The organism is Flavobacterium sp. HTF (assembly GCF_003105115.1).
Lineage (GTDB): Bacteria > Bacteroidota > Bacteroidia > Flavobacteriales > Flavobacteriaceae > Flavobacterium.
Window position 1 is genome coordinate 21340 of sequence record NZ_QETH01000042.1, and the last position, 17360, is coordinate 38699.

18 protein-coding genes and 1 tRNA gene are annotated in these 17360 nt (G+C 34.1%); 9 read left to right on the forward strand and 10 right to left on the reverse strand.

What is annotated here, in order from left to right; translation table 11 throughout:
* Positions 1 to 20 precede the first annotated feature (20 nt).
* The gene (murB, locus tag DCO46_RS13515; RefSeq protein WP_262509790.1) at positions 21 to 1070 is read right to left on the reverse strand and encodes a UDP-N-acetylmuramate dehydrogenase; all 1050 of its coding nucleotides are present in this window, start codon (positions 1068 to 1070) and stop codon (positions 21 to 23) included.
* Positions 1071 to 1237: 167 nt separating this feature from the next.
* Here murB and DCO46_RS13520 point away from each other — a divergent pair, with 167 nt between their 5' ends.
* Positions 1238 to 1972, forward strand: coding sequence for a hypothetical protein (locus tag DCO46_RS13520; RefSeq protein WP_116753046.1), 735 nt, complete (start codon positions 1238 to 1240; stop codon positions 1970 to 1972).
* A gap of 58 nt (positions 1973 to 2030) precedes the next feature.
* Here DCO46_RS13520 and DCO46_RS13525 read toward each other — a convergent pair whose 3' ends face one another.
* The 3 genes from DCO46_RS13525 to recF form a co-directional block, all read right to left on the reverse strand.
* On the reverse strand, positions 2031 to 3089 hold the full coding sequence (locus DCO46_RS13525) for a glycosyltransferase (RefSeq protein WP_116753047.1): 1059 nt from the start codon (positions 3087 to 3089) through the stop codon (positions 2031 to 2033).
* Between the two features lie 86 nt (positions 3090 to 3175).
* Positions 3176 to 3856, reverse strand: coding sequence for a DUF2461 domain-containing protein (locus DCO46_RS13530; RefSeq protein ID WP_116753048.1), 681 nt, complete (start codon positions 3854 to 3856; stop codon positions 3176 to 3178).
* A gap of 124 nt (positions 3857 to 3980) precedes the next feature.
* Positions 3981 to 5060, reverse strand: coding sequence for a DNA replication/repair protein RecF (gene recF, locus DCO46_RS13535; protein WP_116753049.1), 1080 nt, complete (start codon positions 5058 to 5060; stop codon positions 3981 to 3983).
* Between recF and DCO46_RS22695 the strand changes: the two genes are divergently transcribed.
* The 7 genes from DCO46_RS22695 to DCO46_RS13570 all read left to right on the forward strand — a co-directional run bounded on the left by DCO46_RS22695 (position 5055) and on the right by DCO46_RS13570 (position 11584).
* Entirely contained in the window at positions 5055 to 5318 is a 264-nt protein-coding gene (locus DCO46_RS22695; RefSeq protein ID WP_116753050.1) for a hypothetical protein, read from the forward strand. The two genes, recF and DCO46_RS22695, sit on opposite strands and share 6 nt — an antisense overlap.
* Entirely contained in the window at positions 5302 to 6081 is a 780-nt protein-coding gene (locus DCO46_RS13545; RefSeq protein ID WP_116753051.1) for a tetratricopeptide repeat protein, read from the forward strand. Before DCO46_RS22695 ends, DCO46_RS13545 begins: the two co-directional genes overlap by 17 nt.
* 85 nt (positions 6082 to 6166) lie before the next feature.
* Positions 6167 to 6739: a 6,7-dimethyl-8-ribityllumazine synthase gene (gene ribH / locus DCO46_RS13550; protein WP_116753052.1), complete on the forward strand. Its 573-nt coding sequence runs from the start codon at positions 6167 to 6169 to the stop codon at positions 6737 to 6739.
* A gap of 212 nt (positions 6740 to 6951) precedes the next feature.
* Positions 6952 to 8865: a DNA mismatch repair endonuclease MutL gene (gene mutL, locus DCO46_RS13555; RefSeq protein WP_116753053.1), complete on the forward strand. Its 1914-nt coding sequence runs from the start codon at positions 6952 to 6954 to the stop codon at positions 8863 to 8865.
* Positions 8862 to 9611: a rhomboid family intramembrane serine protease gene (locus DCO46_RS13560; protein ID WP_116753054.1), complete on the forward strand. Its 750-nt coding sequence runs from the start codon at positions 8862 to 8864 to the stop codon at positions 9609 to 9611. Before mutL ends, DCO46_RS13560 begins: the two co-directional genes overlap by 4 nt.
* Positions 9612 to 9654: 43 nt before the next feature.
* Positions 9655 to 10515 carry a rhomboid family protein gene (locus DCO46_RS13565; protein WP_116753055.1) on the forward strand — a complete coding sequence of 287 codons (861 nt, stop codon included), beginning with the start codon at positions 9655 to 9657 and terminating at the stop codon, positions 10513 to 10515.
* A gap of 22 nt (positions 10516 to 10537) precedes the next feature.
* Positions 10538 to 11584 (forward strand): endonuclease/exonuclease/phosphatase family protein, encoded by a 1047-nt coding sequence (locus DCO46_RS13570; RefSeq protein ID WP_165828949.1) that lies wholly within the window; start codon positions 10538 to 10540, stop codon positions 11582 to 11584.
* 33 nt (positions 11585 to 11617) lie between these two features.
* Here DCO46_RS13570 and DCO46_RS13575 read toward each other — a convergent pair whose 3' ends face one another.
* The 6 genes from DCO46_RS13575 to DCO46_RS13600 form a co-directional block, all read right to left on the reverse strand.
* On the reverse strand, positions 11618 to 12232 hold the full coding sequence (locus DCO46_RS13575; protein ID WP_116753056.1) for a WbqC family protein: 615 nt from the start codon (positions 12230 to 12232) through the stop codon (positions 11618 to 11620).
* Positions 12233 to 12323: 91 nt separating this feature from the next.
* Positions 12324 to 13880, reverse strand: a complete 1557-nt coding sequence (gene lepB, locus DCO46_RS13580) for a signal peptidase I (protein WP_116753057.1) — start codon at positions 13878 to 13880, stop codon at positions 12324 to 12326.
* Positions 13881 to 13940: 60 nt separating this feature from the next.
* Complete coding sequence (dapB, locus tag DCO46_RS13585; protein ID WP_116753058.1) at positions 13941 to 14642, reverse strand: 4-hydroxy-tetrahydrodipicolinate reductase; 702 nt, start codon at positions 14640 to 14642, stop codon at positions 13941 to 13943.
* A gap of 38 nt (positions 14643 to 14680) precedes the next feature.
* Positions 14681 to 15241, reverse strand: coding sequence for a DUF5683 domain-containing protein (locus tag DCO46_RS13590; protein ID WP_116753059.1), 561 nt, complete (start codon positions 15239 to 15241; stop codon positions 14681 to 14683).
* The gene (locus tag DCO46_RS13595; protein WP_116753060.1) at positions 15241 to 16143 is read right to left on the reverse strand and encodes a ParB/RepB/Spo0J family partition protein; all 903 of its coding nucleotides are present in this window, start codon (positions 16141 to 16143) and stop codon (positions 15241 to 15243) included. The genes DCO46_RS13590 and DCO46_RS13595 overlap by 1 nt, the downstream gene beginning before the upstream one ends.
* A gap of 5 nt (positions 16144 to 16148) precedes the next feature.
* Positions 16149 to 16916, reverse strand: a complete 768-nt coding sequence (locus DCO46_RS13600; RefSeq protein WP_029272236.1) for a ParA family protein — start codon at positions 16914 to 16916, stop codon at positions 16149 to 16151.
* A gap of 300 nt (positions 16917 to 17216) precedes the next feature.
* On the opposite strand from DCO46_RS13600, the gene DCO46_RS13605 reads away from it, so the two are divergent.
* Positions 17217 to 17291, forward strand: a tRNA-Pro gene (locus tag DCO46_RS13605).
* The last annotated feature ends 69 nt before the right edge of the window (positions 17292 to 17360 follow it).

A 17360-nucleotide genomic window follows, 5' to 3' on the forward strand; every position in this document is an offset into this window, starting at 1 on the left:
TGAAATTTTGAAATCCTTTTTTAGATCACATTGACTTCAGCTTCAATATGTATTCCAAAAGTTTCAAAAACTGTTTTTTGTACTTCCCGTGAAACTGCCAAAATTTCCTGTCCGGTTGCATTGCCGTAATTTACCAAAACCAAAGCCTGATTTTTATGAATTCCGGCATCTCCAAAACGTTTTCCTTTAAAACCTGCTTGTTCAATCAGCCATCCGGCCGGAACTTTTACTTCAGTTTCTGAAACTTCATAATATTTCATTTCAGGAAACTTTCTATGAATTTTCTCAAAGTCAGATTTCAATACTATGGGGTTTTTAAAGAAACTGCCACTGTTTCCGAGTTCTTTAGGATCAGGCAATTTACTTTGTCTAATGGCAATAACAGCATTACTCACATCTCTTAAAGTGGGTTCAGAAATGTTGTTTTTTGCCAGTTCAGCCAAAATATCCCCATAAGAGGTATTTATTTTATGGTTACGTTTTGTTAGTTTAAAAACTACAGAAGTAATAATATATTGGTCTTTAACGTCGTGTTTAAAGATGCTTTCACGATAACCAAAATTACATTCGGCGTTTGTAAAAGTTCTCATTTCCTGAGATTCAATATTGATCGCTTCGCAGGAAACAAAAGTATCTTTGATTTCTGTTCCGTAAGCGCCAATATTTTGTACAGGAGTTGTACCCACATTTCCGGGAATCAAAGACATATTTTCTAAACCGCCAAAATTATTATCGATGGTATAAAGAACGAAGTCGTGCCATGTTTCTCCGGCCTGACTTTCGACCCAGACATAGTCCTCGTCTTCTTTGATGATTTTTTTTCCTTTTAAATCAATATGAATAACCAAAGCATCAATATCTTTAGTCAAAAGCATATTGCTTCCGCCTCCTAAAATAAATTTTTTCTCGTTTTTATTTTCTTCTAAAACCGTTTTCAATTCCGCAATAGAATGAACGGCTACAAATTGTCTGGCGCTGGCTTCAATACCAAAAGTGTTATATTTTTTTAAAGAAAAATTGGATTGGACTTCCATAAATAAAAGGCTTTTTTGTTCCCGAAGTTTCGGGATAATTCTGTGTTCAAAAATAAGGATTATAATTTACCTGTAGTCTCTTTTGGAGAAATATCACAATTTAGATTAGGATGGGTTTTTAACCTAAAAAGTGTAAAACTTTGTCGAATTGCAACTTGTGAAAATTTTAATTTTGTAAGTTTGAATGAATTAATGATACAAGTATGTTTAAAACAACGCATAAAAATAAGTATGTTTTTTATTTAATTCTAAATGTATTTTTATCAATACCTTCTTTTGCTCAGATTGACATTGCAGGGAAATGGAAAACAAATGATATAGTTGGATATACAGATGTTGCAGAATATTCTTTGATAAAAGAAAAGGAACCTAATTTTGGTCGTCGTTTAACGTTTAGATTAGATGGTACATTTTTATGTGATGAATCAATACAGTGTCTTAATGGCTGTTTTATTTTTACTTCGGGAACTTATGCATTAGTTGATAATGATCATATACATATGATTGTAGAAAATGTTCGTTTTGTTGGTCTTGATTGTGGAAGACAAAAATCACATAAAGAAGATATTATTAGAGATTTAGGGATTTTTTACATCTATAAAGAAGGAGATTCCATTCGTTTAATTCCGAGCAATGCCGTTTTACAAGATGACAAAGATAAAATGCTCTACATTAAAATGTTTGATTCTTTTGATAAAGAATGGAAATCTTACGATTATGTATGGGAAAAAACAGATGGAGACAAACCAGAAGAAATTATAAAAGATTGTGTTGATCACAGAAAATCAGTTGTTTTGTCAAATTACAAAATTGTTTTCTCAAAAGATTTGGGATATGGAAAAGTGTTTCTTTTGAGAGAAAAAGAAAACTTTCATTACATTATATATAATTATCATGATAAAAAAGTTTCTTTAGCATATCCAAAAAATAAAAGCTAAAACTTTAATGTCCTGCAAATCTTAGCGTTCACCGCGTATATCACAGCAAACTTTGCCGTTAAGCATTTTGCAAATCCAGCAACTCATGATACTTATCAGCGATGATTTTCATATTGGTATTGTAATTTGCATTCTCTTCAACAAATTTTCTATTCTCAATTATCGCCTTATTTCGGGATTCAGTATTTTGAAACGACCAGGTTAGTTCTTCAGCCAGCATTTCTATATTATCAATTTCTATTAACTGTCCGTTTTCACGATGCTTTATCCAGCTTTGATTTCCGGGAATATCAGAAACCACCGGATAACAATTGCAGGCCATAGCTTCAAATAAAGAAGCAGAAACACCCTCGGTAATGGGCATGCTGATATAAATATTTGATTGCTGTAATAATTTCGGAAGTTCCGTATTGGGAATCCTGCCTGTAAAAATTACTTTGTCTTCGATTCGTAATGCTACAGCCAAATCTTTTAAAAACTGCAAACGAGTTCCGTCACCTACAATTGTCAGCGAAAAGTCAATTCCTTTTTGATGAAGAATTGCAAAAGCTTTCAAAATAGAATCGTGACGATATTCCGGTTGTAAAGAACGCGTTACTATAGCTTCAATTTTTGTTGCATTATTAGTTGAATGAGAAAAAAGTGACAAGTCAATTCCTTTCGGAATAACCAAAACTTTGTTCATGTCAACACCAATTTCTCTCATGGAAATAGTCATTACCGGTCCCCAGGCATGAATTAAGTGCGCTTTTTTAAAAGCATATTTCTGAATGATTTTTTTAAATGGCAATAAAACAGAACCTTCCGGCCATAAATCAGTTCTTCCTTGTTGTGCAACGGCAATAGTTTGAGAGTTTGATAAGGCAGCCAGAAAACCATAACTCGTGGTTCTTTCAGCAATTACCATATCGGGTTTTTGCTCTCTGACAATTTTACGAATGGCAATAGGAGAGAAGAGATATTCTGCAATACGTTTAAAACGGTTCAGTTTTGAATTACTTGGTGTTTTTAATTCCCAGGTAATAATTTCAAAATCCCCAAATTCCTTAAGGCCTTTCATCCAGGTAATAGCATCAGCGCGGTAAGATTCACCAAGAAAAAGTATTTTTCTTTTCATTAAGTACTTATATTTTCGTCACGAATTTCATCAATTTCCACGAATTGGTTTGTGTAAATTGATGAAATTCGTGACAAATAAAAATTTTAAAATTCTTCATCGGTTTCTAAAGCACGATTAATAAATTCATTAAATGGCTTTAAAGCAATTAACTTTTGACTCATTTTAGCAACAAAATCTTTCTGTGTTACTTCTTTAATATCATATTTTTGAGATGTGGTAAAGCTTTTTAGTTTTAAAAACTCAATTGCCGGATGGTCTTTTTCATAACCACGGGGCATACTTTTTAATGAATTGCCTTCGTTTACATCCAGGCTTCCAAATTCTTTTTTAAAAGTTTTGTCGTTTAAAATTTCTTCCAGATCATCATGGAAAAAGGCAATTTCTTTCCTTACTTTTTTTAATTCTGCAGCATCAGGCGAATAAAATCCACCTGCAATAAAACTGGCGCCTTTTTCTATATGAACATAATAACCCGAGCGATTCGCACCTTTTGCGCCAGACGAAAGCCAGACACCCAAATGTGCTTTATAAGGAGACTTGTCTTTAGAAAAACGAATGTCACGATTAATTCTAAAAGTACAGTCTTTGACTTGTAATAATTCCAGTGAAGGATCAAGAGGTTTCATGGCATCCAGAAAATCACTCACCAGCTGATGGTAATCTTTTTTAAAGATTTCATATCGTTTTTTATTATCCTGAAACCAGTCTCTGTTGTTGTTGGCTTTTAAATCGTCTAAAAATTGCAATGATTCTTTTGTTAACATATACTTACTATTTATTGCAGTTGTTTTTTAAAGTTTTATTCAGGCTAATTTAATGATTCTATTTTTGAGATTGATGGTAAAAACGGATACAAATTACATCAAATTCCAATGACATCAAATAATATCACAAATTAAATATCTTATAACTCTGATGTGTCGATTTTACAATCGCTTCGGTACGTTCCGGGTGTGTGTCAGAAATAAAAAGCTGTCCAAATGTTTCGCTGTTGACCATTTCGATAATTTTTGCCACACGGCTTTCGTCTAACTTGTCAAAAATATCATCAAAAAGCAAAATGGGTTTTACACCGCTTTGTTTCTTTAAAAATTCAAACTGAGCCAGTTTCAAAGCAATCAAAAAAGATTTTTGCTGGCCCTGCGACCCAAACTTTTTTATCGGATGTAAATCAATTTCAAAAGAAAGATCATCTTTATGAATACCGGAACTTGTATAGTGCAGGGCGCGATCCTTATTAATATTTTCCTGCAGGAGAGTCAGTAAATCTTTTTCGAATAAATGGCTTTCGTAAACGAGTTGCACAGATTCTTCAGAACCTGTTATCGCCTGATGATGTTTATTAAAAATAGGAATAAATTGTTCCAGAAAATCTTTTCTTTTCTCAAAAATAGATTTTCCAAAACCATCCAGCTGTTCATTATATATGGATAAGGTATCGTTGTCAAAAACGTGATTCAGCGCAAAATACTTCAGAAGGGCATTTCGCTGCATAATTATTTTCTGATATTGAATAAGCTGGTGCAGGTACGTGCTGTCTAATTGCGAAATGACGCTGTCCATAAATTTACGGCGAGTTTCGCTTCCTTCCACAATTAAATCCCGGTCAGCCGGCGAAATAATCACAAGCGGAATAAATCCGATATGATCTGAAAATTTGTCGTAAGCTTTTCCGTTTCTTTTTAAGATTTTTTTCTGACCTTTTTTTAAACTGCAGACAATTTGCTCAGTTCTGTCATTTTTTTCAAGTTCGGCATCAATCACAAAAAACTCCTCTCCGTGTTTAATATTTTGAACGGCAAGAGGGTTAAAATAACTTTTTCCGTAAGCCAGATGATAAATTGCATCAAGCACATTTGTTTTTCCGATTCCGTTTTTTCCGACAAAGCAATTAATCTTGCTGTCGAAATCAAAGCTGGCTTCGGAGAAGTTTTTATAATTGAATAAAGAAATTTTGTTTAAATGCATTTTTTAAGAAACTCTGGGATAGAAACTGCCATTTTTGAGCAGCAAAATTTGAGGGTGCAAATTATCGAAAATTATCGATATAAAAGGATTTTAGGGCTTTTCGGAATGAATTATTTTGCCACTGAGCAAAAAGGAGTTACGCTTGTTGAAATTATTTTTTTTAAAATAGTGATAAATTTGATTTTTTTAACGTCAATTTCAATAAAAATTTTATTTTTGCCGTTCACTAAATTAATTTTAAATGGCTACTTACAATAAAAGAGGATATAAAGCACCAAAAGAGAAGGAAGTTAAAGAAGTAAATGAAGAACAACAGGTAATCATTGACGAAAAAGACAGCACAACAGCTGGTGTTTTTTCTAAATTAGATGAAACTGCTTCAAGAACTGAGGATTGGGTTGCTAAAAATCAAAAAATCATTATTGGTTTAGTTGCTGGTATTGCTGTTGCGACTATCGGATATTTGGCTTACCAGAAATTTATTGAAAACCCTAAACAGGATGAAGCTGCAAATGAAATGTTTGTTGCGCAACAAAACTTCCAAAAAGCAACTGATGGTGTTGCGAGCGATTCTTTATACAAATTAGCTTTGAATGGTTCTGAAGGTAAATTCGGATTCGTGCAAATCGCTGATCAGTATTCAGGAACTGACGCCGGGAACTTAGCTAACTACTATGCTGGTATGGCTTATTTGAACACAGGTAAATTTGACGATGCAATTAAATATTTAGGTGAATTTAAATCTGAAGATTTGATTTTAAGTGCTTTGGCAAAAGGTGCAATCGGAGATGCTTACTCTCAAAAAAATCAACAAAAAGAAGCTTTGGACTATTATGTAAAAGCTGCTGAATCTAACAAAAACGATTTTACAACGCCTCGTTTCTTATTAAAAGCCGGTAAAACTGCTTTGGCTTTAGGTCAAAAAGAGGATGCTTTAAAATATTTTACCGATATCAAAGAAAACTTTGATGCAACTCCGGAAGCTGCTTCTGTTGATGCATTAATCGGATTAGCACAATAATTATTATTATAGAGTTCAGATTTTAGATTTTAGATTTGTATTTTTACAATCTGAAATCAAAATTCTAAAATCTTAAATATAAAAGATGGCTACTGAAAATAAAAATTTATCAGAATACGATAAAAACACAATCCCAAATGCGAAAGACTTTCGATTTGGGATTGTTGTTTCTGAGTGGAATGACACTATAACCGAAGGACTTTATAATGGGGCTTTTGATGCCTTAATTGATTGCAATGTTCCTGCCCAGCAGATTATCCGCTGGAATGTTCCGGGAAGTTTTGAGCTAATTTATGGCGCAAAAAAAATGCTGCAGACACAAAATGTTGATGCAGTTATTGTAATCGGATGCGTAATTCAGGGGCAGACAAAACATTTTGATTTTGTTTGCGAAGGTGTAACACAAGGAATTAAAGACCTTAATGTTCAGACTGATATTCCGGTTATTTTCTGTGTTCTTACAGATAATAACATGCAACAATCCATTGACAGAAGTGGAGGAATTCACGGAAACAAAGGAACAGAGGCTGCAATTGCTGCTATAAAAATGGCGTATATCCGCCAACAGGCTTCAATAGCACATCCTTTTAATCAGCCTTTGCTATCTTCCGGTGCAATTCAAATTGAAGAGACACCAAGAAAAATAGAGAATGAATAAACACAATTGTTTTAAAAATATTAAAACCTATGCTGTGTAAAAATAGTATAGGTTTTTTGTTTTTTTTATGATTGTATATATTCTGATTCACGACCAAAATTCATTAAATTTGTACACCTTGGTTTTTAAAACCAGTATAAAATTAACAATATCAATCTGAGATTTTATAACAATCTGAAATCGAAGAAACAACCTTAAACCCAAATTTTTTAATGTCGAGTATTATTCAGTTACTTCCGGATCACGTTGCTAATCAAATTGCCGCTGGAGAAGTGGTTCAAAGGCCAGCTTCAGTTGTGAAAGAGCTATTAGAAAACGCTGTTGATGCGAAAGCAACCGATATTAAACTAATCATCAAAGATGCCGGTAAGTCACTGGTTCAGGTAATCGATAATGGTTTGGGCATGAGTGTTACTGATGCGCGTTTGTGCTTTGAACGCCATGCAACCTCAAAAATCCGTCAGGCTGAGGATCTGTTTTCTCTTCATACAAAAGGTTTTCGTGGAGAAGCTTTGGCTTCTATTGCGGCAATTGCCCATATGGAAATGAAGACCAAACAGGATCAGGAAGAACTGGGAACGCATATCGTTATTGAAGGCAGTAAATTTGTATCTCAGGAAGTAGCCGTTTTGCCAAAAGGAACTTCATTTGCGGTTAAAAATTTATTTTTTAATATTCCGGCCCGCCGTAACTTCTTGAAATCCGATACCGTTGAATTTCGTCATGTAATGGATGAGTTTCAGCGTGTAGCTTTGGCACACCCAAATATCCATTTTACTTTTTATCATAACGGAAGTGAATTATATAATTTGCCTATCGCAGGATATCGTCAGAGGATTGTGGGGATTATGTCCGGTAAAACCAATGAAAAATTAGTTCCTGTAAATGAAGATACTGAAATTATAAATGTTCAGGGATTTGTTTCCAAACCAGAATTTGCAAAGAAAAACAGAGGAGAACAATTCTTTTTTGTAAACGATCGTTTTATCAAAAGCGGTTATTTGCATCACGCTGTAATGGCAGCATATGACGGACTTCTGAAAGATGGCTGTCAGCCGAGCTATTTTCTTTATTTACAAGTTCCGCCCAATACAATCGATATCAATATTCATCCAACCAAAACAGAAATTAAGTTTGATGATGAACAGGCTTTGTACGCTATTTTACGCGCTTCTATCAAACATAGTTTAGGACAGTTTAATGTTGCACCGGTTTTGGATTTTGATCGTGATGCCAATTTGGATACACCATATCACTATAAAGATATGGAAGCCGAAACGCCAACAATCCAGGTTGACGGAACATTTAATCCGTTTACAGATGATAAAACAAACCAGCATTATTCTAAATCTGGTTCTGGCTCCGGAGTAAGTTCCGGGAATAGTTCCGGTTCCGGTTCATATTCGGGTTATTCTAAAAAAGTAGAGCCAACAGCAAGCTGGGAAAGTTTGTACGTAGGTTTAGATCTGGAAAATCCTGAAAGCATCGAAAGTTCCCCTTTTACATTCGAAAATGAAGAAGTTACTTCTTCTTTATTTAATGATGAAGAAGTAGAACAGGCGATTCAGAAAACGTATCAGATTCATAAAAAATATATCGTTTCTCCAATAAAATCAGGAATGGTAATTGTAGATCAGCAACGTGCTCATCAGCGTATTTTGTATGAGCAGTTTTTGCTGAATATGACAGTAAATCAGGCTTCAAGTCAGCAATTATTGTTTCCGTTGAATTTGTTTTATTCAACAGGTGAAATGGAATTGATAGAAGAATTAAAGCCTTCTCTTGAAACGACCGGTTTTGTTTTTGAAGAAGCACAAACCGACCATGTAGTAATTTCGGGAATTCCGGTAAATATTACAGAAAGTGAAGTTTCTCTTGTAATCGAACAATTATTAAGTGACCTGCAGGACGGAATCCCTGCCAGCAGTTACAGCCAGAATGATACGATTGCCAAATCAATGGCAAAAAGTTTAGCGGTTAAAACAGGATCTTATTTAACCGAAAAAGAGCAGGATAATCTTGTAAATGGATTATTTGCCTGTAAAGATCCAAATATTTCACCTTTTCAGAAACCAACCTTCATCACCATGCGTGTGGAAGATATAGATAAAAAGTTTGCCTTATGATGAATATGACTCCCGTAGTAAAACAATTATTAATAATCAATATTATCTTTTTTATTGGTTCTCAGCTGGTTCCGGTTTCTTATGAGTATCTGGCTATGTTTTTTCCAGAAAACCCAAATTTTGGAATCTGGCAGCCAATAACGCACATGTTTATGCATGGAGGAATTATGCATATCGCTTTTAATATGATTGCAATGGTTTCTTTTGGTTCGGCTTTGGAACATTTTTGGGGAGGTAAGAAATTTTTGTTTTTTTATATTTCCTGCGGATTGGGATCTGCGTTATTACATACAGCTGTAAATTATTATTCTTTTCAGGATACAATGAATGTTTTAATAGCAAATGGTTATCAGAAAGCTGACATCATAAAGCTTTTAAGCGAAGGAAGAATTGACACAAGATGGCAGGATTTGGTATCAGTTTCTCAATTTAATGGCTTTACGGACGCCTATATTGGTACAGTCGTAGGAGCTTCAGGTGCTATTTATGGTTTGTTGACCGCTTTTGCTTTTATGTTTCCAAATGCAGAATTAGCTTTGATGTTCATTCCGGTACCAATCAAAGCCAAATATTTTGTTCCCGGAATTTTAGCAGTAGATTTATTTCTGGGCTTTAAAGGAAGCTCAATATTTGGAAGCGGAGGAACTGGAATTGCGCATTTTGCCCACATTGGAGGAGCGCTTACAGGTTTCTTGATGATGTTATACTGGAAAAAAAACCAGTTTAATAACAATCGTTGGAATTAATTTTTAACTTTAATATTGAAAAATAAACCTAAAGAAGCTTTTTATGAATATTCTTGATGATTTAAAACTACAATATAAATTAGGCGGTATTGCAATGCGTGTTATATACTGGAACATTGCCTGTTTTCTGATTTCGTTCGTGTTTTACGAATTCGCCATAGGACAATTTATTTTCCCGAACTGGCTGGCTTTATCATCAGATCCTGAAGTTTTTTTATTCAAGCCCTGGACGTTTTTGACTTATGCTTTTTTCCACGACGGATTTTTGCATTTGTTGTTTAATATGCTGGTTTTAAATTTTGCAAGCTCATTGTTTTTAACCTTTTTTACTCAGAAACAATATTTAGGATTGTATATTTTGAGTGCTATTTTTTCAGGTGTTGTTTTTGTATTGAGTTACTATTTTTTAAATTATACGGCTTCAATAGTTGGTGCCTCGGCGGCAATTATGGCAATTTTAGTCGCAACGACTACTTATCAGCCACTCATGAATGTTCGCTTATTGCTTGTTGGGAATGTTAAATTATGGCATATCACGGCAGTAATTTTACTTTTAGATTTAATGCAGTTTCGCCTTGGTAATATGGGCGGGCATATTTCGCATCTTGCGGGTGCTGTATTTGGATTTATTTTTATTAAATTGCTTCAAAATGGAACTGATTTGAGTATCGCTGTTTCCAGAACAATTGATTTTTTTGCCAATTTGTTCAGGAAATCGCCTACAACCCCCTTCAAAACAGTTCATAAGAATTATAAAAAACCTACAGAAAAACCAACATCAAGAATTGTTACGAAAGATAAAACGCAACAACAGATTGATGAAATTTTGGATAAAATCAGCCAGTCCGGCTATGATTGTCTGACCAAAGAAGAAAAAGAATTTTTATTTAAAGCAGGAAAATAATCCTTGTAATAAAGAAAAAAACATGCAGAACCTGTCTTGGTTTAATAAAATTATGTTCTTTTTGAATATAGTGCTGACTGTAGTAACATTTAGTATTTATATTTTACCCTTTCTGGCACCCAAGAGCTTTCCGCTTTTGTCGGTGCTTACGCTGTTTATGCCGGCATTTTTCGTTATGAACGGATTGTTCTTCCTTTATTGGGCAATTCAGTTTAAAAAACGTCTTATTTTGTCCGGTCTGGTATTATTGACAGGAATTACCTTTATCAGTAAATTTTACAAATTCTCTGCAAAAGAATATGTAAAGGATGAAAAAGATTTCTCGGTAATGAGTTATAATGTCCGTCTTTTTAATGTATTTAAATGGCTGGATCGTGATGATATTCCATCTAATATAAAAACTTTTATAGATGAGAAGGATCCGGATATTCTATGTATTCAGGAATATTCAAATTCAGCTCATATTGACTTAAAAGTATACCCGCACCGCTATATCTTCATTGACGGAAATCAGATTAAAACAGGACAGGCTATCTTTTCAAAATTTCCAATTTTGTATGAAGGCAATATTGTTTTTCCTAATTCAAGTAACAATGTCATTTATGCAGATATAAAACGAGGAAAAGACGTTATCCGTGTGTATAATATGCACCTTCAGTCCATTAAAATTTCTCCGGATGTAGATGAGATTTCACATGATATTGATAATGTAAACCAGCAAAAATCTCAGGCGATTTACAAAAGAATCAGTAAGGCGTTCAGACAGCAGCAGGAGCAGGCAGAGAAATTCAAAGAGAATATCAAGCAGTGCAAGAACCCTATAATTATTTGCGGAGATATGAATAACAGTCCGTTTTCATATGTTTACAGAAATATTAAAGGAAAATTAAAAGATGCTTTTGAAGAAGCCGGAGAAGGGTTTGGAGCAACTTATAAGTTTCGTTATTACCCGGCAAGAATTGATTATATATTTTCAGACAGTAAAATGAAAGTTAAAAACTTTGAAAGTTTTTCTGATTTTGAAAACTCAGATCATTACCCAATTATGGCAAGGCTTTCAATGGAATAAATTCCAGATTCACAAAATATATAAATACTATTTCTACAATAGTTTTTGGTTTTTTAAATAATCCATAGCAAATTTACCTTCATTAAAAAGTAAATCCAATACACTCAGATTGTTTATAAAACCGTGCTTGTCATCAAAAACCTGCGGATATTTTTCGAATGAATTTGCGTCTTTTTTTCCGTTTGCGAGATATCTGAAATCTTTAATATTTTCTACTTCGTGAAAATATTCAGTTGTTTTTCCATACTCTAATTTCATTCTTAAACATTTAGTTACAATATCTAAAACTTCAAGATTTAAATCCATTAAAAAAGTATGTTTTTTTTCAAAAACAGGTAGAATATCATCTTCAAAAAATTCAAAAAAAGGTGAGCTTCTGTAAGCTGCTTCCAGTGATTTAAAGTGTTGTTTCTGCCAGTCAAATTCATTTTCGATCAGAACATCTTTCGTTTTCTGATGTACGGATTTTGAATGTTTAACGGGGATATTCAGTAACTGAATTCCATTCGGGCTATAGATGTAAGTACGATTTCTATTCGTTTGTTTCTGAAAATTATCTTCCATTTCAAAAGTAATATTTTCAGATTGTGCCATTACTGCAAAGTGGCTAATGGACGGAAAATAGGTAGGAAGTAATAAGGAGTTCATGTTTTTTTGTTTTAAAAGTTTCAGGTTTCAAGTTTCAGGTTTATACAAAAACCTGAAACTTGAAACCTGAAACAAAAATAACGTATTTTAATTATGCTTTATTTTCTTTTCTTTTTCTCCAGAAAAATTCTCCAACAAAATATAAGGCAAGAACAATCAGGAAATATTTAAAGTAAGATTGAGGTTGTCCTTCTCCATCAACAGTGGTAAAAACCCTGCTCCAGCGAATTTTGTTAATCCCTTTTCCGTTTGTATCCCAGCTAAGCCAGATAAAAACCGGTTTTCCTACTATATGATTCTCCGGAACGTAACCCCAATAACGGCTGTCCTCAGAGTTATGACGGTTGTCTCCCATCATCCAGTAATAGTTTTGCTTGAAGGTATAACTGTTGGTTTGTTTTCCGTTTATTATAAAATGAGCACCATCAATTTGCAACGTATTGCCTTCATAATTGGTGATGATATCTTTATAATACGGTAAAGATTCATTTGTCAATGCTACTGTTTTTCCGGCTTCAGGAATATAAATTGGCCCCATATTGTCCTGGCTTCCTTTATTGATATGCGGATATATCGCATTATCATTTCCTTTGTCAATTTTTCGGGTTACTGAAGCAACACCAGGAGTATTTCTAAATCTTTCTGCACCGGCTTCTGTTAAAGCTCCTAATACAAGAGTATCTCTTTTCTCTTCATTTTTGAAATAGCCACCGTCAGTAATATCCAGTTCTTTAATTAAAGATTGTAAATCGACAGGAGTTTTTCCGTCAAATGCAATAGTGTAAGAATATTGAGGTTTTGCTCTTTCCGGAAGGATTAATTTTTTTCCGTTAATGAAAACGTAACCGTCAACGATTGATAAACTGTCTCCGGGAATACCAACACATCTTTTTACATAATTTGATCTTTTATCAATCGGTTTTATCACGCCAGGGTTTCCTTTGCGCTCATAAAAGTAATGTACAGTATCTGCAGGCCAGTTAAAAACGACAATATCAGCTCGTTTTATTTTTTCAAATGCTGGTAATCTAAAATAAGGCAATTGTGGCCATTTTAGATACGATTTCTGTTTTGTAAATGGAATCGAATCATGAACCATTGGCAAAGCGATAGTAGTCATCGGAACTCTTGGGCCGTAATTAACTTTGCTTACAAAAAGAAAGTCACCAATTAATAATGATTTTTCTAATGAAGAAGTTGGAATTGTATAGGGCTGTACAACATAAGTATGAACAAGTGTCGCTACTATAATGGCAAAAAGTAATGAACTTACCGTATCTGCAGCCTTGTTTTCAGAAATTAATTTTCTGTTGGTTTGATGCTCTAATTTCTGAGTATAGTTTACATAATAGATGTAAAAGCCTAAAGTAAAAATCCCTAAAAGTGTATCTAAAGTAGATTTTTTACCAAAAGTTCTTAAGGTTTCTACCCAGACAACCGGAAACATAATCAGGTTAATAATCGGAATGAAAAGTAATAAAGTCCACCAGGTTGGGCGGCCGATAATTTTCATCAAAATAATGGAGTTATAAACAGGAATCGCAGCTTCCCAGCTTTTACGCCCGGCTGCCTGATACAATTTCCATGTACCTAAAAAATGAATAATTTGTACACCTAAGAAAAAAACAAACCAAAGATATAATGTCATAGTATTTTATTTAAGTTAAAACCTGAAGTAGTAATGATTATTGCTTCTGATTTTATTCAGTTATTGTAAGTTTAGTACATCTTTCATACTGAAAATGCCTTGTTTTCCAGCCAGCCATTCTGCAGCAATAACAGCTCCTAAAGCAAATCCTTCGCGATTGTGAGCCGTGTGTTTGATTTCTATATTATCAACAATAGAATCGTAAGTTACCGTATGTGTTCCCGGAACATCACCAATTCTTTTGGCTTCAATATGAATTTCATCTGCATTTGGCTGTTCCATTGTCCAGTTTGAATACTTGCTGTTTTCAATTACTCCTTTTGCCAAAGAAATTGCAGTACCGCTTGGAGCATCTAATTTTTGTGTATGATGTATTTCTTCCATGGTCACTTTATAAGTGTCAAACGGAGCCATAATCTTAGCCAGATATTCATTAAGTCCAAAGAAAATATTTACTCCTAAACTAAAGTTTGAGCTGGAAATAAATCCTCCTTTTTTATCATGGCAAAGAGCAATCATTTCATCATAATGTTCCAGCCAGCCAGTTGTACCCGAAACTACTGGTACGCCTGCATTAAAGCTTGCGGAAATATTAGCCACAGCTGCTGTAGGAACACTGAAGTCGATAGAAACATCTGCGCCCGAAAGGCCATCATAGGTATTAAATTCGTCTTTCTTTAAAACAATTTCATGACCTCTTTCCAAAGCAATTCGTTCAATTACTTTGCCCATTTTTCCGTATCCTAAAAGCGCAATTTTCATTATATGTATTTTTTGATTTTAAATAGAAATAATATCTATTAAAAGTGGTAATTAAAAGTTAGTCCGACATTTGGCCTGAAAGTTACATCATCGGGATAGATTTCCGGACGTAATGATAATCTTTCATTTACATTGAATTGAATCAATGCCGCATCAACGTTGGCATCGATAATGTTTAAAACATAAAAGCCTACTACAAATAAAGCCGATAAATCTCTGTTTCGTTGATAGAATTTTTGTCCGGCAATAAGTCTGCTGTCGTCCAAAAACTCGTATTTATCATTGTTGTATCCTTCTAATCTTCTTTTGTAGGCATCACGATAATCGTGGTATTTTTTGTTATTGTCAATGTAAAAATACAAACTGGTACCGATCGCTCCGTATACCAAAGGGATTTTCCAGTATTTTTTATTGTATGCCTGACCTAAACCGGGTAAAATTGCAGAATAAAATGCAGCTTTTGCCGGAGTCAGAGGATCTATTTCCTGCAGCTTGGTAGTGTCTTTAACGACCAAAACCGTGTCTTCTTTTACCTGAGCAAAAAGAGAAACGGTTCCTGTGAGAAAGAACAACAAACCTATGGGGACAATTTTATTCACTATCCGTTTATTAATTTTATAATTCTGTTAAAGTCGGCCTCTGAATTAAAAGGAATCGTAATTTTTCCTTTACCATTGCCAGCGACTTTTATATCAACTTTCGAACCAAAGTAATCGTTGAAGGTATTTTTTTGTGTTTCCCTAACAATAAATGCAGAATCAGCTTTCGGTTTTCCTTCTGCTTTTGGCTGTTGGCCTTCGTGATAATTTTTAACCAAAGCTTCCGTTTCACGAACAGATAAATTCTGACTTACAATCTTTTGATAAATATCGGTCTGAACGTCTAAATCTTCAATATTGATAATTGCACGACCGTGCCCCATGCTGATAAAACCATCACGGATACCGGTCTGGATAATCGGGTCCAGTTTTAAAAGACGTAAGTAATTTGCAATTGTAGAACGTTTTTTTCCAACTCTTTCGCTCATTTGTTCCTGTGTTAATTGAATTTCGTCAATCAAACGCTGGTACGAAAGTGCAATTTCTATTGGATCTAAATCGTGACGCTGAATATTTTCTACTAACGCCATTACCAATGACTCATTGTCATTAGCAATACGAATGTAAGCCGGAACGTGTGTTAATCCAACTAAAGTTGATGCACGAAGACGACGTTCTCCGGAAATTAACTGGTATTTGTTAAATTCTAATTTACGAACAGTAATAGGTTGAATTACACCAAGTTCTTTAATAGAAGTAGCTAATTCTCTTAATGATTCTTCATTAAAATTGCTTCTTGGCTGAAACGGATTTATTTCGATAGCACTTATTTCAAGCTCTATAATATTTCCAACAACTTTGTCAGCATTTTTGTCTTCTACTGATGTAATGTCGTTTTCCGGATCTTTTAATAATGCTGATAATCCTCTTCCTAAGGCTTGTTTTTTAATTGCTTTTGTCATAAAAACTATTTACTGTTTTTCTTTATAATTTCTTGAGCTAAATTAATGTAATTAACTGCTCCTTTGCTGGTTGCGTCATAATTGATGATGCTTTCGCCAAAACTTGGAGCCTCGCTTAATTTTACATTTCGCTGAATCACGGTATCAAAAACCATATCGTTAAAGTGTTTTTGAACCTCTTCTACAACCTGATTAGATAAACGTAATCTTGAATCATACATTGTAAGCAGTAATCCTTCGATATCAAGATCAGGGTTATGTATTTTCTGAATACTTTTTATCGTATTCAGTAATTTTCCTAATCCTTCAAGTGCAAAATATTCACATTGAATCGGAATAACCACAGAATCAGCGGCTGTTAAGGCATTTAAGGTTAATAAACCTAAAGAAGGTGCACAGTCGATAATGATATAATCATATTCGTCTTTAACACTTTCTAATGCTTTTTTTAGCATGTATTCTCTGTTTTCTTTATCAACCAATTCGATTTCGATGGCAACAAGGTCAATGTGAGCAGGTATCACATCAACATTTGGAGCGGAACATTGAACAATAGTTTCTTTTGGGGTGTGACTATGTTCAAGTATCTGATACGTACCGATTTCTACAGATTCTACGTCAATTCCAAGACCAGATGTAGCATTTGCCTGAGGATCAGCATCGATCAGTAATACTTTTTTTTCTAAAACACCTAATGAGGCTGCAAGATTTACAGATGTAGTAGTCTTTCCAACGCCTCCTTTTTGATTAGCAATCGCAATGATTTTGCCCATTTATTTTCTGAATTTTGAACCGTAAAAATACAATTATTTATGGTTTTTGAAAATCTATTTTGTTAACATTTGATAAACCTTGGATAATCGTTGTTTGGTGCGTGTTTCAAAGATTTTTTTTTTGTTTTTAAGAGAAAACAACCGGAAAATTTGAAGATAACTGAAGTGCAATTTGGCTCTAAAACCTGTTGCAGTTGAAATTTGTTCTTCATTATGCTTTATTCTTTTTTAAAAGAAATATTCTTATTTCAAAAATTGTTTTGGATAAGCAAAAAATAGTTATATATTTGCACCCGCTTACGGGGTGTAGCGTAGCCCGGTTATCGCGCCTGCTTTGGGAGCAGGAGGCCGCAGGTTCGACTCCTGCCACCCCGACAAAAGTCTTTTCATTTATTTGAAAAGACTTTTTTTTTATGCTAAATATTGATTTTCAAACGACTTACA